Below are 20,923 nucleotides of genomic sequence, written 5' to 3'. Positions count from 1 at the left end.
ATGAAGATCATACACATAAGTCCTTCTTATAAACCTGCATGGTGCTATGGTGGCCCCACCAGATCCATATCTCTGTTGTGCGAAGCACTGACTGCATCAGGCCAACAAGTTGAAGTGCTCACGACAAGAGCAAATGGGAATACGGAGCTAAAAATAGCGACATCTGATCCCACATCAGTAGACGGGGTAACTATCCGGTATTTTAAACGCATTACCAAAGATCACTCACACTTTTCCCCTACCTTGTTATACTACCTTTATAAAAACACCTCCTCCAGGAACTGCAATACAATTATACATATACATTCCTGGTGGAACCTAACGTCAATGCTGTCATGCTTAATTGCTAAAGTAAACCACAAATCTGTAGTGCTTTCGCCCAGAGGGATGCTTTCCAGCTATACATTTTCTGCGGGCAACAGTCGTCTAAAAAAGATGGTTCATAAAATCATCGGCAAAAAGCTCATTGATTATTGCCATATACATACCACAAGTAATCAGGAAAAGAAAGAAATACTCGAGCTGCAACAGGTAAGGAATAGCTGCACAATACCCAACCTGATCCAGTTACCTGAAAAACAAACAGACAATCTAAGAAAAACAATAAAAACAGCGCCTTTTAAAATGCTCTTCCTATCCAGGATTGATAAAAAAAAAGGTCTTGAATTGTTATTTACAGCACTGGCCGATCTGGATTTCCCCTGGTCGCTCACCATTGCCGGCAATGGCACAGACAGATATATAAAAATACTGAAAAGTTTGTCGGACACTCTTTCCATATCAAATTCCATTATCTGGCTGGGAGAGGTAAGCAACGCTGACAAATACACATTAATCGCCGGTCATAATCTACTGGCGCTATTTTCATACAATGAAAACTTTGCTAATGTCGTACTGGAAAGTCTGAGTATGGGCACCCCCGTCGCAATTTCAAATCAGGTAGGATTAGCTGATTATATACACCTCCATCAATTAGGCTGGATATCCGGTTTAACCATCCAATCTATTACAGCTACATTGTCTGATGCTTATAAAAATGACGTACAAAGAGCAATCATAAACAGATCTGCTCCCGCTATGATCAGAAATCATTTTTCAGCGACAGGTCTTGTACAGCAATACATTAACTTTTACCATAAGTTAGCGTGAGCAATCCAGAATTCTCTTTTATTATTCTGACATACAACGAAGAACAACACATTCCGCGTTTATTAGATTCTATCCGGATACTAGGGGCAAATACCTATATTCTGGATTCCTATAGCGAAGACAATACGATAGCTATATGCCATGACTACAACATCACTGTAGCTCAGTCCACGTTTTACAATCATCCAACACAGTGGCATCACGCACTTTCAACTTTCCAAATCAACACTCCCTGGGTGATTTGCCTGGACGCGGATCAAATTGTAACACAGGAGTTGATCGCTTTACTTATGGATTTTAAAGACCAGGATCACCTGGATTTCGATGGAATCTATTTTAACAGAAAAAATTACTTTAAAGGACGCTGGATCAGATATGGGGGATACTACCCAAAGTACCTCTTAAAGATGTTCAGACCCAACAAAGGCTGGTCTGATCTTACTGAAAACATGGACCACAGGTTTCAGGTACATGGAAAAACACTCATCTGGAAAACAGGGCATATTATCGAAGAAAATCTAAAAGAAAGCAGCATCAGCTTTTGGATCGACAAACACAACCGCTACAGCTCATTGCTGGCTGAAGAAGAAGTACAACGTATCAAAAACAGATTTAAACAATCTATTAAGCCCAGGTTATTCGGTAGTCCTAATGAACAAAATGCATGGTTTAAAAAGTTATGGTGGAGGTTGCCCAGATACCTCAGGCCATTGATATATTTCTTATACCGGATAATTTTACAACGGGGTATTCTCGATGGAAAGACGGGCATTATTTATCATTTCCTGCAAGCATTTTGGTTTAGGGTTCTGGTAGACATTAAGATCGATGAACATCTTAAAAAGCGAAACGGGTCAGAAAGCGCGATTGCTTTTCTGCTCAACTTCCTTATGCTCTCTGCAGTCTTCTATTGGATCAATATCTTTTTTATTGGCCTCACCACACCAGGTGGCTTTTACATCAAATGCCTGGATCAGCACCTGAATTATATTCATCATTGGCGCACTGCGTCAATATACATTACTTCGTCGGTACTGAGATCACTCGGATACATAGTTGAGGTCAGCGGACAAGGTCTGTCTGTTAAATACCATTCAGGTTTTAAGATTGTTTACTCCTGTCTTGGGTATGGAATAATGAGTTGCTTCGCTGCCTTTGTCATTTCATTTCCTAAATCCGCAAGATCAAAAATATGTTTTCTTATTACTGGCCTATGCCTGATACAACTCATCAACTTATTGCGTTTGACTTTAATCGCTATATTTTATCGCGATGTCCTTATGCTCTGGAAGATTGATCATCACGCCTTATACAACTACCTCACCTATACTATTATAATTTTTATTACTTACATATGGACAAATTCCCCCGGCTTAAAAAAGCATTTGATAAAGGAAAATTTTCTGAAGGTGCCTCAAAATTTAAAATAGCCTCCTGGTACCTCACAAGTCTTTTTTTGTTTCAGTCTGGATTAATGCCTTTTAGCAACATTCTTGTATTTATTCTAAAAATTTATGGCGCTAAAATTGGCAAAGACGTACGCATCAAGCCCTTTATACACATCAAATACCCATGGAAACTCAGCATAGGTGATCATTCATGGATTGGGGCTTGCCAAATAGAAAATTTAGACAGCGTAACTATTGGCAGTAATGTATGTATTTCCCAAAATGTAATGTTATTAACTGGCAACCATAATTACAAAGAAGCTTTGTTTGACCTCATCACTAAACCGATCATACTGGAAGATGGAGTTTGGATCTGCGCCAATGCAATAGTATGTCCAGGAGTTACCGCTTATAGTCAAGCTGTATTATGTGCAGGATCTGTAACCAGTTCAGACCTGAAAGCATCATACGTTTATCGCGGGAATCCTGCAATGGCCCTAAGAAAGAGAGCCTGACTATTTCTTCAGCGTAGGAGACACGAAACGTTTGGTCTCCACTTTCCTCTGTTTTACATTGAGTATCAGATCTACCTTTTGTGGAGTACTGGCAGTCAATTCTGTAATTATACCATTGTTTTTGCACTCCACCTCTCCGGACAATCCCTCCATATTCATACTAATCGCATACTTACCTACTGGTATGTAAAAAATGTATTTCCCCTCTACATTTGTTCTCGTAACATAGACTTGTCCGTTATCCGAAGTCGCTACTACCAGCAATCCCTCCTTTTGCTGTCCTATCTCGTAACTAAACTCCTGAAAAGAATACGAAATACTTCCCTTTAACGTCCCGGTTTTTTGCAATGGAATCTCAATCCGCTGCTTACCTTTAAAATTGATGCGCTGCTCAGGAGCATACCAGTCCTTTACCTTAGGCATCGAAATATTGTATTCACCCGCCGGAAGGTTTTTATAGGTCACAGTTCCATCAGCTTTCGTCGTAAATATCACATCATTGATGTAGAGCAGGTGGTTAACAGATATGGAGTCCCCCTGATCATACGTACCATTTTGGTTGATGTCCTTAAAAATAAATACTTGCATGGTTTCATTTTTTGCCCCCACCTTGGTATTCCGAAGTTTCTTAGTGATCCCCACCTCCAGGATACTAGAGTTGTATTGCCCATTGATAAATGTATACCGGTTATGATTGGCTGCAGCAAACAGGACCGTCTTAGGCAAAACCTCATATTCTGTCCGCCCCGTCACCTGCAATCCTTTTCCTGAAAACTTAGTATTGCTGTAATTCAAACCCAGCTCCATCCGCAGCCTATTCCGCATAAAATTACGCTGAACAAAAGGGGTTATATTTACAATATAATTGCCCTTAACGTTACTGGCATTGCTGTTGATTACCTCTCCAATGTAAAATGATCCGCTTTGTAAAGTAGCATTCAGGTTAAAAAATTTATAGCGATAATTTAAGTTCGATTTAGAATGAAACTGCATTCCCGGATCTGTGGATGCACTATAAAAACCATTCTCCATATTAAGCGAGACATATTGCTCTGCAGACAATGGAACTGTCAATGTCGTTCCAATATTCCATGACGACAACGAAACAACTTTTCCAGCTGAGGCCAGAAATTGATAGGTATTGTTTTGCTCTGAATTGAAAAAAGGTGAAACAGCCAGCGTAGCCTTATTAAATATCTTCTTTGAAACCCCAATCTCAGCCCTTAAACTGCTGTAAACAGGGTCAAACAGTACAACACCCGAAATACGCTTAGGCTGATAATTGTAATAATCTGTACTCAGCCAAATGCTTCCCCCCGACCTTGTATAGCTGATCCGCTCTGAAAAGCTCAATGCTCCCTGCCTCATACCTGGATAATAACCGGTACTGAAATAATTTACACTGCTGATATTGAAATCTTTTATATTTCCGTTCATCTCCATTCCGGCAGCCCATCCAAATTTAGATTTGTCACCATACCTGTACTCACTCACCTGTCCACCGTTGAAATTAAATATATACCTGAAATTTTTAAGTCTCAGCTTCAGCTGGTTCGTCAGCAAAAGGTTATTAACATTCAAAAAAGGGTTCAGTTCATAAATCGCATCACTGCTCAACTGCCACTTTTTTCCATTATGTACAAAAGAACCCCATGCAGCCCTGCCTTCCTTAAAGTCACCTATATATTTATCGCCCAACAAGTTGTTGCCAGAATTCACATAACCAACAGTATATTTATTATTGCTCGCAGTGTCACTAAAAAAAAATTCCCCACCCTTACCGCTGAGGTTTAAATCCATGTTCTTATTGATATTACCAGCCCTGATCCCCATATTATACCCCTCATAACCGAGATAAGTATTTCTGATTACTGCCTGTGTATATTGGCTGTTTTTATAACTGGTAGCATCCAGGTTATAGGCAATCTTTCCCTGTGGCAGTTCAAGCTCTCCCCTGCCCAGTAATAAATAAGACTCATTCGGACTAAACATCCCCTGTGAACTCAGCGTAAAGCTATTATTTTCGTAAGACTCATTATAATCCTGTGCATGGTAGCTCCTGTTATTCTTTGCATTTTGTATCCGCACATAGGCCATATTAAACAATTCGCCATTTGAATAAAGACCCGTGATGTTTACATCAAATCCATCAGCCGTAAACATCCGTCTGTTTACCCGCTTGTTAAAAAATACAAGCGTATCCTTGGATGGTGCCAAAACAAATTGCATGGAAGCCTGAACATCACCAGCATCTATGGCACTTGGGTAACCGCTGACCAAAGTGATCTTCTGAGGTGTATTGCCCATATTCACCACCTTTGCAGGAATCCTGATGGAATCAGTATTGCTTTCCAGCAGAAAATTAGAGATCTGCGTATACAGCAGCACATTTTTCTTAATACTGATTTGTACTTTACATGCATCACTACCGAGTGTATTTCCCGTGGTATCGGTTAAGATAAAACGCACACCGTGCGCTTTGCACGATTGGGCCCGCTGGGTCACAAAAACTTTTAGGGGTACGTAAGTACTGTCCCCGGATTTCAGGCTAAATAATATTTTATGTTTGGAAATCAGCTCCAGATCCTTGTCAGCCACCACACTTGCAGTTGCGGTCAGCACCTTACTGCCCTGGTTCCTTATCTTTACTGTGAGATCGGTAATCTCCTGATTACTTACCACAACCTCTGCTTTTGTAAACTTCACCAAAACACCGCTATCCTGTGCACGGGAAATTCCGGTGGAAAAGACCAGTAAAATAACAGAAATTTTGATCCACCCAGACATCGCAACTACATTGGAATTGCCACGAACAGTACGTTTGTCGTAAAAGTGCCCGAAGAACCGGAGAACCTGGAATCTCCCGGAGTGGTAAAGTACCGCAAATTGAATTCAACAACCTGTTGTGTATAATCAGAAAGCGGATTGGTTACAAAATACTGATCGACTATTGATAAAGGCCTGGTGTAGCAGGTGATTCCACCACTGGTAGTGGTGGCCTTCGTTACCTCCAGATTTATAGCGGCGACTGGAATGGTATTGCTGCTTGTTCCTGAAACCAGATTTGCGCCGCTGGTTTTTACCACCACCTGATAAGCCGAGTAACCCGTCACCTTAAGTCCCAGTGATTTTACTACCGATACGCCAGCAGCAATAGCTGCAGGAGTAGTTAAATTCATATCTACCTGGTTGGCCGAATTTTGCAGCACCAAAGTATAACTGTTAGTCGTAGAATTGATCTGGAAGTTCACAGCAACGGTAGTCGTCGAGATCAGCTGATTGGCCTGGTTGTAAAGACTAAAAATGAGATTAGTGGTATACGTACCGTTGGGAAGAACCAAATGGTTTCCTCCCTGGATAACCAGGTCAAATTTATGTTCCGTCCCCCCATTAAACGAAGCGTTGGAAGGATTGATCACATTGGCATCCGAAGTACTCAACGGCACCAATGTATTGGTTGCCCCAATGGCCCCCGCTGTTGGTGATCCTGAGTTTACCCGGTTAAACCTGATGGAAACATATTGAGGCGCAACGCTATTTCCTCCATTTACAAAATTCCCTGAAGCACGCACTTTTAGTGACCAGCCCCTGCAGGTCGCACCGTTCGGATTGTACTGAATGGTTGCGGCATCAGTCATCGTAGCGCCCGCCATTTGCTGCGCGTAAGTAGTAAAGGAATAAGCATTACTGAAGTAACTGCTCAATCCCACTCCTGTACAGCTGTTGCTGTAAAACACAGTAAAACTGGCTGTCAAATTTTTGGTGGATACGAGCACATTACTTGAATTGTATAAACTAAACACCAGTGTCGCACTGTAAGTACCTGAACCGACCATTAAATGGTTTCCGCCCTGAACCAGCATATCATACTTATGCACAGCATTGTAATCTGGTGGCGCCATAAATGGCGCATTGGAATTGATCAGCGTAACATCCGAGGTACTCAATGGAATGGCTGCTGTAGATACACCCATTGCAGCAGCAGAAGGTGAACCTGTAGTTACCCGGTTGAAACGCAAAGACACATATTGTGCATCGATTGTAGCAGATCCATTTGTAAAATTTGTCAGAGCCCGGACTTTCAGTTTCCAGCCCGGACAATTGCTATTGTATGGGATGCCGAATTGCAGGGTAATAAAATCAATAAAGGATTCTCCTGCCTGAATGTCTTCATAGGTATCGAATGAATTATATATGGGCGAACCAATATAAGCCCCATCCATATTAATCCCTGTACACTGGGCATAACTCCTGGTCACACCTGCGAAACAGAGAATACTCATCCATATGAAAACAATTCTGGTTTGCATGATCAACGCTCAAATTCAAGTTCAACAACCTTCAGCTCATCCTTATTACCGTAATTAATAATTGCGGTTGCATTGTATTTCCCCTTCTTCAGACCAGCAGGTAATAATTTCCTGATCAATCGCTTATCACCCGGCAGCGAATAAGAATCTATATCTTCGAGTTGTTGTTTTTCTCCTGTCTGGGTATTCAACAGTTCCCATTTAACTTTGCTTTCCAGCCAGATCTTACCGTTGTTTTCTACTTCAAGCTCCAGGTATCCCGGCTGATCCTTATGTTCAGGATCTATTTTATCAATAAAATTCAGCACATCAATACTTCTCTCTTCTGCCTGGGAAAAAGTATGGTATACCTTAACTCCCATGCGTACGCTTACCTTAATGGGCATTCCACTCTGACTTCTGGAATCTCCGGGATTCAGCTGTGTGAAAAAGATCATGGCTGTATGAACAGGCACATCGGTATTGGCAGTAGGCGGAACATTGAAAAGAACACTGATTTCTTTCTGTTCACCAGGCTGTAATGTAAAATAACTGCCCGGCATGAGTTGAATCCAATCTGCACAGGAAGTCTTTAAAGTTCCCGGATCGGTCGTAACGTTATTACCGGTAGCATCGTAACTCCAATCTGAAATTGATGCCCCGATCTGTAATTCTTTATTATTGGGGTTACTGACCCGGATCTTCTGGGTCGCTCCCATGCCCGGAGACAATTTATAATACATCTTCCCGGGACTCACCGTCATGCCGGCCTGACCAAACACATGAGGACAAAGCAAGCACAGGCCTGCCATTAAGGTAAAATATATGCCTTTCATTTTTATGACAACTAAGAGGAATGACTATTTAAGAAAAGCGTAGGGATATAAACCATCAACAGGATTATTCATAAAACTGTTGATGGCCAAAAATCAATAAATTATGGCTGAGTAACGGTATAGATCACGGGAACCACGTTTGCTCCTATAGTTTTACCAGCATACACACCACCTTCTCCAATTTTGTAAGTCACATTAAACTTATTGGCCGAAACCAATAGGTTCCATGAAGTTTGAGTCGAGCTGATTACTGTAGCAGCAGTTCCGCCCACTGCAGGCAATGCCAGGTTACTTGCGTAAGTAAATGTTCCACCAACATTACCCGCATTCGAAGTACCGATGGTTGTCGTTAGTTTTACAGTTGCTGCAGTCAGCGAAGAAGGGCCGGTGATTGCTCCAGAAATCGCTTTTACAGTATATCCTTTTGAACTGATTACAGTGATGTGATCAGCAAGAGGAAGAGTAACTCCTGAGGTATATTTAGCCTCTGTATCAAAGTTTACAGCTGTAGGAGCAGATACAGTCATAGACAATACATCTGAAAGGGTTACGTTAAGTGTTGCGGTTTGCGCAAATGATTTGTTTACTGACATAAATCCGGTCAGTACAATAGCGATGAGTATAATTCTTTTCATTTTGATCGTTTTATTTCGTTAATCCTATCTGTGAAGAAAGATTATGGTTGAGTAACAGTATAAATTACAGGTATCACGTTTGCACCGATTGTTTTACCGGCATACACACCGCCTTCTCCAATTTTATAAGTGACATTAAACTTATTAGCCGAAACCAAAAGGTTCCATGATGTTTGGTTAGAGCTGATTACTGTAGCAGCAGTTCCGCCCACTGCAGGCAATGCCACATCAGTTGCATAGGTCAATGTTCCTGCTGTATTACCACCATTCGTAGCACCTATCGCTGTACTTAGCTTTACAGTTGCGGCAGTCAGCGTTGACGGCCCTGTGATTACTCCGGAAATGGCTTTTACAGTGTATCCTTTCGAACTGATTACCGTGATGTGGTCAGCCATAGGAAGAGAAACCCCTGAGGTATATTTAGCTTCTGTATCAAAAGTTACGGCTGTAGGGGCAGTCACCGTCATGGACAGTACATCTGAAAGGGTAATGCTAAGACTTGCAGTTTGTGCAAATGCCTTATTCACTGAAATAAATCCCGTCAGTATAAGTGCGAGAAGTAAAATTCTTTTCATTTTTATTGGTTTATATGGTTAATTCCTTATCTACAAAGAAAATCAAAGGGAATGCCACATTAAAAAACACCACATATGACTCAAAACACCACTACCAATACTACAAACACAGGATTAATGAGCAATAAATTACCTACTATGTAGAAACATTTTTACACCTTATTCATTTTAAGCAGGAAAAACAATGGCTTCTTATCAACTGAACAAATTGAATAAAATGCTCAGGAAATAGCACTTAAACATGATTAAACGACATTTCTCCCATCAAACAGCTACGAAACAACTTGAATCCATTAATAAGCAATAGCCATACCACATTATCATTATTTTCATAATTATTACATTCGTTACCATGTTTGGCCAAACATAGGCGTATCCTGAAAAGCCTTAGAAGAGTAGGGGCTATAATCTTATCTTATTCCTATTATGAAAAAAATAGAATTAAACAATCTTGGTGTTCAGGAATTGAACACTGCAGAAATGGCAAAAGTTGAAGGTGGTGGTTTATTAAACGGATTGCTGGGCGGAGTTGGTGGCGGTCTGTTAGGCGGTCTTGGTCTGGGTAACCTTACAAGTAGCTTAGGATCAGTAACTGCTCCTGTGAAAACCATCTTAAACGATACTTTCTCGTTCCTGAACAAACAATTAAGCAATGTTCAGAGCTTAGTTAACGGCTTATAAGAACTTAATCTAACCGTTATCCCGAAACGGGGATAACGGTTAATGTTTACCAGCCAATTATGTCATTACCCAGCTTCGCTACCGAAACCATCTCCGGCACTGCCCTTTCTTACCGTGCCAGTATCAGTAAATCTACCCAGCTCATTTACATCACTACCGTACTGGCTGTCCTGCTTATCTTAATTGCGCTCCCACTCATCAAAACGCCGATCAGCGTAAAAAGCACCGGACTATTGCAGTCCGATGTCGAAAAATCAGAACTCATTGTGCCCGTAAACGGCCGCCTGATTACGCTTAAGTTAAAAGACAATAAAAAAGTAAAGCAAGGCGAAACCTTACTCATCATCGATGCTGCCCTGGCCAAACAGCAGGGGGCCATTGTACAAAACCGACAGGGACAACTGGGCCAGTTCCTGCAGGACATCCGCATGCTCCTGATCTACATGAACAGAAACGGATACAGCTACCCCCACCTGCAAACCAGCCAATACACGGCCACCTGGCAACAATTTGCACAGGAACTGGAAAATGCACGCATCGTAAAAAGCCAGGCCGAAAACACATTTAACCGATACAATAAACTTTTCCAAAGCAAAACCATTACCGAATCGGAATACGAACGCTACAGATTTGAACTCAACCAAGCCGAATCTGCCTACCGCATGGTCATTACCAAATATAAAACACAATGGCAAACAGAAGCCAATAACCTGCGCAATGAACTGCAGCAGCTGGGCGGACAGCAGGTAGAGCTGAACGAACAAAAAAAACAATATACCCTCAAAGCACCCATCGATGGCTCTATACAAAATCTGACGGGTGTTCAGGAAGGTGCTTACCTGTTTGCCAATCAAAAAATCGGCGAAATATCGCCCGATGGCGGTCTTACTGCTTTTTGCTACGTCAGGCCCTCTGATATCGGCCTGATCCGGAAAGGTCAGGAAGTCCGCTTTCAGATCGATGCCTATAATTATAACCAATGGGGACTGGCACAGGGTAAGGTTCTCGATATTTCAGACGACATCATCTTGATCAATAACAACCAACCAGTATTTAAGGTCCGCTGCGAACTACAAAAAAATCATCTGGCCCTAAAAAACGGTTATAAGGGGTACTTAAAAAAGGGCATGAGCTTTACCGCCCGCTTTACCGTAACTGAACGCAGCTTATATCAGTTGCTGTATGATAAGGTAGATGATTGGGTAAACCCTAACCTTGCCACAAAAATTTAAACGGGCACCATGAGCACAAAAGTAAAACAACGTGACATTACAGATTGCGGGGCCGCATGCCTGGCCTCCATTGCTGCCCATCATAAACTTAACCTGCCCGTCGCCCGCATCCGGCAGCTGGCCGGAACGGACAAAAAAGGGACTACCATATTGGGGATTGTTGCAGCAGCCCAGAAACTGGGCTTTGAGGCCAAAGGTGTAAAAGGCCCTTTCGAAAGCCTGTCCAAAATACCCAAGCCCGCCATTGCCCACATGCTGGTCAACGGTATCCTTCAGCATTTTGTAGTCATCGATAAAGTCGATAAAAAGTTTGTCCACATCATGGACCCTATCGATGGCCATCTGCACCTTAAAAGCCACGAGGAATTTAAATCCAGCTGGACCGGCGCCCTGGTACTCCTGCTACCTGCCGAAGAATTTGAGGCAGGCAACCAGAAAACATCACTGCAAGGGCGTTTCTGGAACCTCATCAAACCACATAAAAATATCCTCATCCAGGCGCTTTTTGGTGCTGTGGTTTATACTATACTGGGCTTATCTACCTCCATATTTGTGCAGAAACTGGTCGATTTTGTGCTGGTAGATGGCAACCGGAACCTGCTCAACCTGATGGGCATGGCGATGATCATCATCCTGATCATACAGCTCTTTATCGGCACCGCAAAAACCATTTTCACTTTAAAAACAGGACAGCTCATAGATGCCCGCCTGATCCTGGGATATTATAAGCACCTGCTCAAGCTGCCCCAGCAGTTTTTCGACACCATGCGAGTAGGTGAGATCATGTCCAGGATCAACGACGCCGTGAAGATCCGTACCTTCCTTAACGATGTCAGCGTCAATTTCCTGGTCAACATCTTCATTGTGGTCTTCTCCTTTATCATGATGTTTACTTATTACTGGAAGCTGGCCCTTATTATGCTGTCTGTTATCCCGGTATACCTTTGCATTTACTTCCTGACCAATAAGCTCAATAAAAAGGCGCAAAGAAAACTCATGGAAGATTCTGCCGAACTGGAATCTCAGCTGATAGAAAGCCTGAACACAGTGGGTACCATCAAGCGTTTCGGCCTGGAAAACCATACCAATGAAAAAACCGAGCTGCGCTTTGTGAAGCTGCTGCAGACCGGCTATACATCAAGCATGAACTCGCTGCTATCCGGTACATCTGCCGAGCTTACCTCCCGCCTGCTCAGCATTATCCTCTTGTGGACGGGCGCCGGCTTTGTGCTCGACAATATGCTGACCCCCGGCGAGCTGCTCTCCTTCTACACCCTCATTGGTTATTTTACCGGACCGGTTTCTTCGCTCATCGGCATGAACAAGGTAGTACAGGATGCCGTCATTGCGGCCGACAGGCTCTTTGAGATCATGGACCTGGAACGCGAAAACGACGAAAACCAAATCGAACTGGCGCCCGATAAAATCGGCGATATCCATTTTGAAAATGTATCCTTCCGCTACGGTACCAGGGTCAGCGTTTTTGAAGACCTTACCCTCAGCATCCCCAAAGGAAAATTTACAGCCATTGTTGGTGAAAGCGGCTCGGGTAAATCCACGCTAATGGCCATCCTTCAAAACATTTACCCCATCCAAAAGGGAAATGTAAGTATCGGAAAATACGACCTAAAATACATCAGCAATACCTCTTTACGCCAAACCATTGCCGTTGTACCGCAACAAATCGATCTCTTTGCTGGCAATGTGATTGAAAATATCGCTATCGGCGATCATGAACCGAATATGCAACGGATCCTCGATATCGCCGAACAGCTGGGTATCCTTGATTTTATTGAAACCCTGCCCCGCGGCTTTCAGACCTACCTGGGCGAAAATGGAACAACTTTATCTGGCGGACAAAGGCAGCGCATTGCCATAGCCAGGGCCTTGTACAGAAACCCGGAAATCCTGATCCTTGATGAGGCTACCTCTTCCCTTGATTCTGCTTCAGAACAATATGTCCAGAGAGCAATTGACATGCTCAAAATAAACAGCAAAACAGTTATTGTAATTGCCCATCGCTTAAGCACCCTCCACCATGCAGATAAAATCATTGTTCTTGATAAAGGAAAAGTGATTGAGCAAGGTACACACAGGGATCTGTTAGCTGATGATAACTCCTCTTACAGTAACTTATGGAAACTTCAGATCCCACAATTATCATCTTATTCAAAAGAATTATAATTTTATATATCTTGCGGCACTAAAAATATTTCACTTTATGGCAAAATCCCAAAAGGCCGCTTTGGGCTTCATCTTCGTCACTTTATTAATTGATGTGATGGGCTGGGGGCTAATCATTCCTGTTATGGCAGACCTGATCTCCCAACTAAAGGGCATCCCCGTAAATCAGGCCAGTACTTACGGTGCACTACTACTTTCAGTCTTCGCAATTACCCAATTTCTGTTTTCCCCTGTGATCGGAAATCTTAGTGATAGATTTGGTCGCCGACCTGTATTATTGTCGTCATTACTGGGCTTCGGAATTGATTACATTATATTGGCATTGGCACCAACGTATAGCTGGTTGTTTATCGGAAGGATAATTGCCGGGATTACCGGTGCCAGTTTCACTACAGCTACTGCCTATATCGCCGATGTAAGCACAGATGAAACATCCAGAGCTAAGAACTTCGGACTTATTGGTGCAGCCTTTGGATTAGGTTTTGTTCTCGGCCCTGCTTTAGGTGCACTACTCGCTACCTGGGGCATCAGAGCACCTTTTTATGCTGCCGCTGCACTTTGTTTGATCAACTGTATCTTTGGTTATTTCTTTCTGCCTGAATCTTTAAGTAAAGAACACCGCAGGCCTTTTGAATGGAAAAGGGCAAACCCATTTGGCTCATTAAAATTCCTGACCAAACACCCTGAAATCGGAGGACTGGCACTTGGCTTTTTCCTCATTTACCTGGGTGCACAAGCGGTACAAGGCAACTGGAATTTCTTCACCATCTATCGTTTCAACTGGAGTGAGAAGATGGTCGGTATATCACTTGCTGTAGTAGGTGTATTGGTAGGTGCGGTACAAGCCGGACTAACCCGGGTCATCAATCCAAAAATCGGAAATGAAAAAAGTATTTACCTGGGCTTGTCGCTCTATGCGCTTGGACTGATTCTTTTCGCTTTCGCCACGGAAGGCTGGATGATGTTCGCATTTCTTATACCGTATTGCCTGGGTGGAATATGCGGACCTTCTTTACAGTCCATCATATCGGGTCACGTAGAGTCTAACCAGCAAGGGGAACTGCAGGGAGCATTGACTAGTTTAATGAGCCTGACAACGATATTCGGACCACTGATCATGAACAGCACCTTTAGTTATTTCACCAGCGACAAGGCACCGTTTCACCTTCCGGGAATTCACTTCCTTATCGGTGCAGCATGCATGATCATGAGTATTTTTATTACCTACAGGGTACTGAGTAAAGAAAAGAAGACAGCATAATACTGTTTATGCTTGTTGGTTTATAGATTCCCAAAGCATGTCCTTCAACTGCAGCAGTCCTTTTTGAGCTACAGATGAAATAAATATGGAAGGAATGCCTTTAGGTAGTTCCTTCTTCATTTCCGCCACAAGCTCCTCATCAAGCATATCTGATTTGGTAATGGCCAAAATGTGCGGTTTCTGCATCAGTTCGGGATTATAGTCTTTCAGTTCCGATTTAAGGATTTCATATTCTTCCGCTATAGATCTGTGGGTATCGGCAGGCACCATAAACAGCAATACAGAATTACGTTCTATATGACGCAGAAACCTGAAGCCCAGACCCTTGCCTTTAGATGCCCCTTCGATAATCCCTGGAATATCTGCCATCACAAAAGATTTGCTATCACGATAAGATACGATACCTAAATTAGGTACGATGGTAGTAAAAGGATAATCTGCAATCTCCGGCTTAGCCGCAGATACAACAGATAAAAGCGTTGATTTTCCAGCATTAGGAAAACCTACCAGACCAACATCAGCAAGTACCTTAAGTTCCAGCACCATCCACTCCTCTTTGCCGGGTTCACCGGGCTGCGCAAAACGCGGAGTTTGATTGGTAGGCGTTTTAAAGTGCCAGTTACCCAGCCCCCCTCTTCCACCCGGAGTTAAGATTTTTGTTTCTCCTTCCTGTGTGATCTCAAATAAAACCTGTCCCGTTTCAGCATCTTTGGCAATAGTGCCCAAAGGCACATCCAGAATTTCATCTTTACCGGATTTACCCGTTGATGTAGCACTTGAGCCGGGCTGACCATCAGGAGCGATGATGTGTTTGCGGTATTTCAGGTGTAAAAGTGTCCAGAACTGGGAATTTCCCCTGAGGATGATGTGTCCTCCGCGTCCTCCATCTCCACCATCAGGACCACCAGTAGCTGTTCTAACGTCGCGGTGCAAATGTGCAGAACCTGCCCCCCCTTTTCCAGAGCGACAGCATATTTTAACATAATCTACAAAATTGGAACCTTGCGACATAATTGTGTTTTTTTTAAATAAAAATAGCGGGAGAAGTACTTAATTCCGTCCCGCTATCAGTAATTTTATAATACTAGTATTTATCAATCACAGCGCTCAGTTCAGCAAAGATATCATCGATTTTACCGATACCATTTACCTTACTTAACTTATTCTGTGCTTCATAATATGGCAAAACATGAATGGTTTTGCTAAAATATTCTTCAATACGTTTTTGCAGTTTATCAGCCTGATCATCCAGACGGCCGGTCTCAAGCTGACGCTGAGCGATACGTTTGGTCAATTCTTCCTGATCTACATCTAAAGCAATCACACCTGCGATTGAACTTCCTTTACCTGTAAGAAACTCATCTAAAGCCTGAGCCTGAGGTACCGTACGCGGGAAGCCATCGAAAATAAATCCTTTTGCCTGGGGGTTCTTATCCACTTCTTCCTCCAGCATTGCAATGGTAATCGCATCAGGAACCAATTGTCCATCAGCAATTAATTCGCTTACTTTCTGTCCCAGTGGAGATTGATTTTTAATATGCTCCCTAAAAAGATCGCCTGTAGAGATGTGAATCAATTGATATTTTTCAATCAATTTTTCTGATTGGGTGCCTTTGCCTGCACCCGGTGGGCCAAAGAGAACAAAATTAAGCATTCGGGTTGTCTTTAAAGTTAAAAAGTCCACTGCCTCTGCAGCGGTTACTTTTGAGCGTGCAAATATATAACTATTTTACTTTAAATGCTTAACATGGGCGAATTATTGACTTTATTGTAAGTGTTAATGTAGTCTTTTGGCGAGCTCCCTATCACACTTTTAAAGACTCTGTTAAAATTTGTGATGCTACTAAAACCCGCACCATAAGCTACTCCTGAGATATTATGACCTTTATTCCCGGCTACAAGACTTTTACATGCTTCATTAATCCGAACCTCATTTAGAAAAGAAATAAACTTACGGCCTGTATGTTTTTTAAAATACCTGCAAAAAGCCTGGGGTGTCATATAGGCAACGTCCGAAACATTTTCAAGCGTGATTGGCGTATTGTAATTCTGCATAATGAAATTCAAAATATTCCTTAGCCTAACCCCTTCATTTTCTGAAATGGCTGGAGAGTAAACAGGAGAACACAAGGGCACAATGTTTCGTATGCCGGATAGCTCGTTAAGCAGCTCTAAAAATTTAAACAAAGTATCCGTTTTTGTAGGTGGAGAAGCGTAAATATCGACCAGCTTACCAGAAACGCTCCTATTGTATTTCGCGGGCAGTTTAAATCCATGGCTATTTTGAACAATGAAAGATTTCAACTCTTTCATTTCAGGCAGATTGAACAGCGGAGCGAGTTTTCCATTCAAATTAAAAAAGACGATATATCCCTTTGCCCCGGTCCCAGTACGGATGTTAAAACTCTCTGAATTACTTTTAAATAAATGCGGCAGATTTGTTCCGATAAAAAAAATATCACCCGATTTAAAGGCATGCATGCAGTTCCCTATAATTAATGTCCCCTCACCTTCTTCTACCCATGTGATCTGATATTCTTCATGCCTATGTAAATAAGGATAGAAATGAGGCGCATTTACCTGCTGAATTATGAAACTTTTATCATCAGGGAGCAATACAGTAAATGGAAAAACTTTCATGATAGTTTAGTTAACAATTGGAAGCTACGAAATTTATCATGGAGACTAAAATATGACAGCACCTAAATGCTGAACTGGTTAATCTATTGCTACAATCGGTTAATTTATAAAAAATGTCTAGTGTTTTAGTCAGTATTTTAGTATACAATTAAACAAACAACCTAACCACCCCTAACATTATGAAAAAAACACTAACCCACATCATTCTTACTGTATTAGCCATTTTTGTAGCCTTTGGCTGTAAAAGAACACAGCTGGATGAAAAAGACGCCTCCAAATCTTATAAAAAAGATGGAATTGCTGTCAATTCAAACCCCAGCCTGACCTCAACAATCGGCACCAATATCCAGGAATTTAATGAACTAAAGGATGCCGTTCAGGAAGGGCAAAGAATGAGGATCAATTATTGGCGCTGGACAAATTTTGACCCTACAGGATTCTATATCCCAGCAAACACTACACTATCCATCAATGTACAGCAACTCGCAGGGACAACTTTACCTAAGCTGATCATTGGCACCTATTACAGGTATATGACGAGCCAGCAGGGCGATTTGCCCCACGTAGACCCACCCATTACGCAGTTAGTCGCCGGAACAAATACCATTTCATCAGGCAGCTATGGCGGGATGATCTGGATACGTTTCACAACTACTGGTACCCCGGCAAGTAAAGTTAAAATCACATTCAATAGTGGACACCTACGCGTGCCTGTCTTCATTAAAAATGTGACTACCCAAACAGACTGGAATACGCAACTGACAACCTATACCTCTCCTGATGTATTGCTGGTTGGCGACCGTGTATACCAGGTTTACAGCAGAACAAAAGCGCAGGGATTTCAGCCACAGGACAACAGCGGTATACTAACCACCCTGGACAGAGTATGGGATCTTGAAAATCAGCTTTCAGGTCTCGACGGTTCTGCAAGCCAGCACAATGTGTCTGTCCACAACAGGATTTTAGTAACAGAAACAGATCGTCCAAGCGGTCTTGCGTGGGCATATTATTATGGTGTCTATTTTACATCACCCTATGTAAGCAGTTTTGCCACCGTCAAAGCAGGAACCATCGATGGCTGGGCAATCTGGCATGAAATGGGCCACGAACATCAGCAGGATGTGTGGACATGGAGTACCCTGGGAGAGGTAACCAATAACATACATGCCTTGTATGTCGAAAGAACTTTTGGCGTGTCCCCATCGCGATTAAAAAGAGACAACAGGTGGCCTACAGCTATGACCTACTTAGCCAGTATTGATCCAACTAAAGACTTTAACAGTACGGCTTCAACACCAATCAATGACCCTTTCATCAGGCTTTGCATGTTTCAACAATTATGGTTGGCCTTTGGCGATGATTTCTTTGTACAGGTTCACAAAAAAGCCAGAACTGACAATCCAACAGTCTCTACAGATGCTCAGAAAATGCGCTGGTTTATGCTGGCCGCATGTACCATTACAGGAAAAAATCTAACTAACTTCTTCAACAAATGGGCACTAAAACCAGGTGCAAGCGTATATACCGAAATCGCGGCTTTAGGACTGCCTCAACCAACTGTTGAGCCAAGCACCTTAAATGAAGACAATGCGGGTTTGATTGAAAACGGAGCAAACTACAAACTGATTTCAGCGGTGAACAACACCAGTCTGATAGATGTAAACAGTCATACACCAGTAAATGGTACGTTGGTATCGTTATGGTCCAACAACTCCCCTTCTACGCTTAACCAGCAATGGAAATTAAGAAATGCAGGCAATGGATACTTCACACTAAAAAGCCTGACTGACACTACTAAAGTATTGGACGTTACAGGAGGAGTATCTACCAATGGAACTCAAATACAGGTTTATACCTCCGCGAATGTTAATGCTCAAAAATGGGCACTAAGCTATGTTGGTAATGGTTATTATAACTTAAGTCCGGCATGTGCACCGAATTCCAATCTTGACATCAATGGAGGGTTCTCTACAAACGGAACTAAAGTACAGATCTGGTCGAAAAATACCGGCAATGCACAGAAGTTTAAATTGGTTAAACAATAACGGATGAAGGAGAGTTAATTCAGTTATAAAAAAGGCCATCTTTTCAGATGGCCTTTTCAATTACATCGTTTTCCTTATTTTTAAAGCATCCTTTTTCGAAATCACTACTACATTAAAAACTACCGGACTCAACGGAACATCATCTTTATTTGTAGCTACAGCATTAATCGCATCTGCCACATCCATTCCTGCTACAATTTCACCAAATATGGTATAGTCACCATCCAGATGAGGAGTACCTCCTATTGTTTTATAAATCTCCCTTTCAGCTGCTGAAAACTTTTTCTTTTTCTTCAATTCTACCGCATCAAGTTGTGCATCCGTCTGTACCTTTCCCACCACAAAATAAAGCTGTGAGAAATAAGAGGCCTTCTCAGGATTGTCATCCCTACCTGCACCCAGAGTTCCCTTTTTATGAAAAACCCCCGGTTTGATTTCTGCAGGAAAACGTTTAGTTCCCAATTCAGGATGTCGCTTTTCCCTGTTTAATATCGTATCATCCAGTTCACCGCCCTGACTGACAAAAGCTTTGATCACCCTGTTAAACTCAGCATTTTTATACAACCCTTGTTTAACAGATTTTAAAAACATATCTCTGTGCTTCGGCGTTTTGTCGTACAGCATCACAGTGATATTCCCCTTATTGGTTTCGAAGCGCACAAACGCAGACTGCGACTTTACAGTAATGGTTGTTAAAACAAAAGACAGAACTACAATCAGTATTTTCATCATAACAATATATTATAATTCGGTTTTGGATACATACACATAAGCAGGACTAGTCACAGAAGCCCCAACATATACACCTGTCTTGGAGAAACTTCCCCCGGTCGAAATATAAAGTTTATCCTGGCTATCCATATGCAGATTCAGTGGTTGATGATCCTTCACCGGATGTTCAAACTGACTAGCTTCCCCATTCCTTTTTATCCGGTCAATGGTGGTCCTTAAAACCCAATTTGTACCATTGCCCTCAGTATCTGCACCCGAACTATACTTCAATCGGTAGGTTGTCAGGTCCTTCTTTGATGTAGCTACACCTGTTTGAATAAACCTTGCTCCATCATGATAAGATTGCCAGGTGAGTCCTTTATTTAGCGTATATGAAGTTGGCGAACCCGCATATTTCCTTCCCATTGCAGGATCAAATCCCGAAGCAATAAAAGCAAATATAGTATCCTTAGAAGTCAGCAAACCTGGTACAGTACCTGAAAAGTTTTTAGATTCTTTCCATGTTTTGCCCCCGTCTGCAGTGAAATATGCTTTTGCCAATGTAGTAACTAGCAGGGTATCGTCTATACTTCCTGCTACAGAATGAATCTCTCCTCCGGCCGGCACTTTTAACCGGATCCAATCGGGGTCATCAAAAACAGTTTCAACCTCAACAAATTTTGAGTCATCATTTTTCTCACAGGCAATTAAGAAAAACAAAAAGCTCATGAGCAGATATATTTTTTTCATAGGAATAGATTATTAGATGTGCGCAAAGATAA

The 20,923-nt window shown here is 42.2% G+C and carries 18 protein-coding genes; 8 read left to right on the top strand and 10 right to left on the bottom strand.

The window, feature by feature from the left end:
• Genes FA047_RS00640 through FA047_RS00630 form a run of 3 tightly spaced genes read left to right on the top strand, consistent with a single transcriptional unit; the run spans position 1 to position 3,052 of the window.
• Positions 1 to 1,149, top strand: coding sequence for an XrtY-associated glycosyltransferase XYAG1 (locus FA047_RS00640; RefSeq protein ID WP_136834062.1), 1,149 nt, complete (start codon positions 1 to 3; stop codon positions 1,147 to 1,149).
• Entirely contained in the window at positions 1,146 to 2,579 is a 1,434-nt protein-coding gene (locus tag FA047_RS00635; RefSeq protein WP_136834061.1) for a glycosyltransferase, read from the top strand. The genes FA047_RS00640 and FA047_RS00635 overlap by 4 nt, the downstream gene beginning before the upstream one ends.
• Positions 2,504 to 3,052, top strand: coding sequence for a WcaF family extracellular polysaccharide biosynthesis acetyltransferase (locus FA047_RS00630; protein WP_136834060.1), 549 nt, complete (start codon positions 2,504 to 2,506; stop codon positions 3,050 to 3,052). The genes FA047_RS00635 and FA047_RS00630 overlap by 76 nt, the downstream gene beginning before the upstream one ends.
• Here the strand turns inward: FA047_RS00630 and FA047_RS00625 are convergent, their stop codons facing one another.
• From FA047_RS00625 to FA047_RS00605, 5 genes are all read right to left on the bottom strand, one after another.
• Complete coding sequence (locus FA047_RS00625; protein ID WP_136834059.1) at positions 3,053 to 5,839, bottom strand: hypothetical protein; 2,787 nt, start codon at positions 5,837 to 5,839, stop codon at positions 3,053 to 3,055.
• Positions 5,840 to 5,844: 5 nt separating this feature from the next.
• Complete coding sequence (locus FA047_RS00620; RefSeq protein WP_136834058.1) at positions 5,845 to 7,362, bottom strand: hypothetical protein; 1,518 nt, start codon at positions 7,360 to 7,362, stop codon at positions 5,845 to 5,847.
• A 2-nt stretch (positions 7,363 to 7,364) separates the two neighbouring features.
• Positions 7,365 to 8,177: a fimbrial biogenesis chaperone gene (locus FA047_RS00615; RefSeq protein ID WP_136834057.1), complete on the bottom strand. Its 813-nt coding sequence runs from the start codon at positions 8,175 to 8,177 to the stop codon at positions 7,365 to 7,367.
• Between the two features lie 101 nt (positions 8,178 to 8,278).
• Entirely contained in the window at positions 8,279 to 8,812 is a 534-nt protein-coding gene (locus FA047_RS00610; RefSeq protein WP_136834056.1) for a hypothetical protein, read from the bottom strand.
• 41 nt (positions 8,813 to 8,853) lie between these two features.
• Positions 8,854 to 9,387, bottom strand: a complete 534-nt coding sequence (locus FA047_RS00605) for a hypothetical protein (protein WP_136834055.1) — start codon at positions 9,385 to 9,387, stop codon at positions 8,854 to 8,856.
• Between the two features lie 426 nt (positions 9,388 to 9,813).
• Between FA047_RS00605 and FA047_RS00600 the strand changes: the two genes are divergently transcribed.
• Genes FA047_RS00600 through FA047_RS00585 form a run of 4 tightly spaced genes read left to right on the top strand, consistent with a single transcriptional unit; the run spans position 9,814 to position 14,745 of the window.
• Positions 9,814 to 10,068 (top strand): hypothetical protein, encoded by a 255-nt coding sequence (locus FA047_RS00600; RefSeq protein WP_136834054.1) that lies wholly within the window; start codon positions 9,814 to 9,816, stop codon positions 10,066 to 10,068.
• A gap of 59 nt (positions 10,069 to 10,127) precedes the next feature.
• A complete protein-coding gene (locus FA047_RS00595; protein WP_136834053.1) occupies positions 10,128 to 11,300 on the top strand; it encodes an HlyD family secretion protein in 1,173 nt (390 codons plus the stop codon).
• A 9-nt stretch (positions 11,301 to 11,309) separates the two neighbouring features.
• Positions 11,310 to 13,484 carry a peptidase domain-containing ABC transporter gene (locus tag FA047_RS00590; protein ID WP_136834052.1) on the top strand — a complete coding sequence of 725 codons (2,175 nt, stop codon included), beginning with the start codon at positions 11,310 to 11,312 and terminating at the stop codon, positions 13,482 to 13,484.
• Between the two features lie 37 nt (positions 13,485 to 13,521).
• Positions 13,522 to 14,745 carry a TCR/Tet family MFS transporter gene (locus tag FA047_RS00585; protein WP_136834051.1) on the top strand — a complete coding sequence of 408 codons (1,224 nt, stop codon included), beginning with the start codon at positions 13,522 to 13,524 and terminating at the stop codon, positions 14,743 to 14,745.
• Between the two features lie 6 nt (positions 14,746 to 14,751).
• Here the strand turns inward: FA047_RS00585 and obgE are convergent, their stop codons facing one another.
• The 3 genes from obgE to FA047_RS00570 form a co-directional block, all read right to left on the bottom strand.
• Positions 14,752 to 15,756 (bottom strand): GTPase ObgE, encoded by a 1,005-nt coding sequence (obgE, locus tag FA047_RS00580; RefSeq protein ID WP_136834050.1) that lies wholly within the window; start codon positions 15,754 to 15,756, stop codon positions 14,752 to 14,754.
• A gap of 73 nt (positions 15,757 to 15,829) precedes the next feature.
• Positions 15,830 to 16,399 (bottom strand): adenylate kinase, encoded by a 570-nt coding sequence (locus FA047_RS00575; RefSeq protein ID WP_136834049.1) that lies wholly within the window; start codon positions 16,397 to 16,399, stop codon positions 15,830 to 15,832.
• Positions 16,400 to 16,479: 80 nt separating this feature from the next.
• Complete coding sequence (locus FA047_RS00570; RefSeq protein ID WP_136834048.1) at positions 16,480 to 17,385, bottom strand: AraC family transcriptional regulator; 906 nt, start codon at positions 17,383 to 17,385, stop codon at positions 16,480 to 16,482.
• A 179-nt stretch (positions 17,386 to 17,564) separates the two neighbouring features.
• Here FA047_RS00570 and FA047_RS00565 point away from each other — a divergent pair, with 179 nt between their 5' ends.
• Positions 17,565 to 19,430 (top strand): M60 family metallopeptidase, encoded by a 1,866-nt coding sequence (locus FA047_RS00565; protein WP_136834047.1) that lies wholly within the window; start codon positions 17,565 to 17,567, stop codon positions 19,428 to 19,430.
• A gap of 60 nt (positions 19,431 to 19,490) precedes the next feature.
• Here the strand turns inward: FA047_RS00565 and FA047_RS00560 are convergent, their stop codons facing one another.
• Together FA047_RS00560 and FA047_RS00555 are read right to left on the bottom strand one after the other, a co-directional pair.
• Positions 19,491 to 20,162, bottom strand: coding sequence for a peptidylprolyl isomerase (locus FA047_RS00560; protein ID WP_225872594.1), 672 nt, complete (start codon positions 20,160 to 20,162; stop codon positions 19,491 to 19,493).
• Positions 20,163 to 20,171: 9 nt separating this feature from the next.
• Positions 20,172 to 20,891, bottom strand: coding sequence for a hypothetical protein (locus tag FA047_RS00555; RefSeq protein WP_136834046.1), 720 nt, complete (start codon positions 20,889 to 20,891; stop codon positions 20,172 to 20,174).
• Positions 20,892 to 20,923: the final 32 nt, after the last annotated feature.

The organism is Pedobacter frigoris, assembly GCF_005116445.1.
Lineage (GTDB): Bacteria > Bacteroidota > Bacteroidia > Sphingobacteriales > Sphingobacteriaceae > Pedobacter > Pedobacter frigoris.
This window is presented reverse-complemented; position numbering and strand designations above follow the sequence as displayed.

Excerpts from the sequence above, each read along its gene's own strand:
- FA047_RS00640 (WP_136834062.1), top strand. The coding sequence starts at position 1 with ATGAAGATCATACACATAAGTCCTTCTTATAAACCTGCATGGTGCTAT.
- FA047_RS00605 (WP_136834055.1), bottom strand. The coding sequence starts at position 9,387 with ATGAAAAGAATTTTACTTCTCGCACTTATACTGACGGGATTTATTTCA.
- FA047_RS00555 (WP_136834046.1), bottom strand. The coding sequence starts at position 20,891 with ATGAAAAAAATATATCTGCTCATGAGCTTTTTGTTTTTCTTAATTGCC.
- FA047_RS00630 (WP_136834060.1), top strand. The coding sequence starts at position 2,504 with ATGGACAAATTCCCCCGGCTTAAAAAAGCATTTGATAAAGGAAAATTT.
- FA047_RS00585 (WP_136834051.1), top strand. The coding sequence starts at position 13,522 with ATGGCAAAATCCCAAAAGGCCGCTTTGGGCTTCATCTTCGTCACTTTA.
- FA047_RS00590 (WP_136834052.1), top strand. The coding sequence starts at position 11,310 with ATGAGCACAAAAGTAAAACAACGTGACATTACAGATTGCGGGGCCGCA.
- FA047_RS00575 (WP_136834049.1), bottom strand. The coding sequence starts at position 16,399 with ATGCTTAATTTTGTTCTCTTTGGCCCACCGGGTGCAGGCAAAGGCACC.
- FA047_RS00610 (WP_136834056.1), bottom strand. The coding sequence starts at position 8,812 with ATGAAAAGAATTATACTCATCGCTATTGTACTGACCGGATTTATGTCA.
- FA047_RS00625 (WP_136834059.1), bottom strand. The coding sequence starts at position 5,839 with ATGTCTGGGTGGATCAAAATTTCTGTTATTTTACTGGTCTTTTCCACC.
- FA047_RS00570 (WP_136834048.1), bottom strand. The coding sequence starts at position 17,385 with ATGAAAGTTTTTCCATTTACTGTATTGCTCCCTGATGATAAAAGTTTC.
- FA047_RS00560 (WP_225872594.1), bottom strand. The coding sequence starts at position 20,162 with ATGATGAAAATACTGATTGTAGTTCTGTCTTTTGTTTTAACAACCATT.
- FA047_RS00620 (WP_136834058.1), bottom strand. The coding sequence starts at position 7,362 with ATGCAAACCAGAATTGTTTTCATATGGATGAGTATTCTCTGTTTCGCA.
- FA047_RS00565 (WP_136834047.1), top strand. The coding sequence starts at position 17,565 with ATGAAAAAAACACTAACCCACATCATTCTTACTGTATTAGCCATTTTT.
- FA047_RS00595 (WP_136834053.1), top strand. The coding sequence starts at position 10,128 with ATGTCATTACCCAGCTTCGCTACCGAAACCATCTCCGGCACTGCCCTT.
- obgE (WP_136834050.1), bottom strand. The coding sequence starts at position 15,756 with ATGTCGCAAGGTTCCAATTTTGTAGATTATGTTAAAATATGCTGTCGC.
- FA047_RS00600 (WP_136834054.1), top strand. The coding sequence starts at position 9,814 with ATGAAAAAAATAGAATTAAACAATCTTGGTGTTCAGGAATTGAACACT.
- FA047_RS00615 (WP_136834057.1), bottom strand. The coding sequence starts at position 8,177 with ATGAAAGGCATATATTTTACCTTAATGGCAGGCCTGTGCTTGCTTTGT.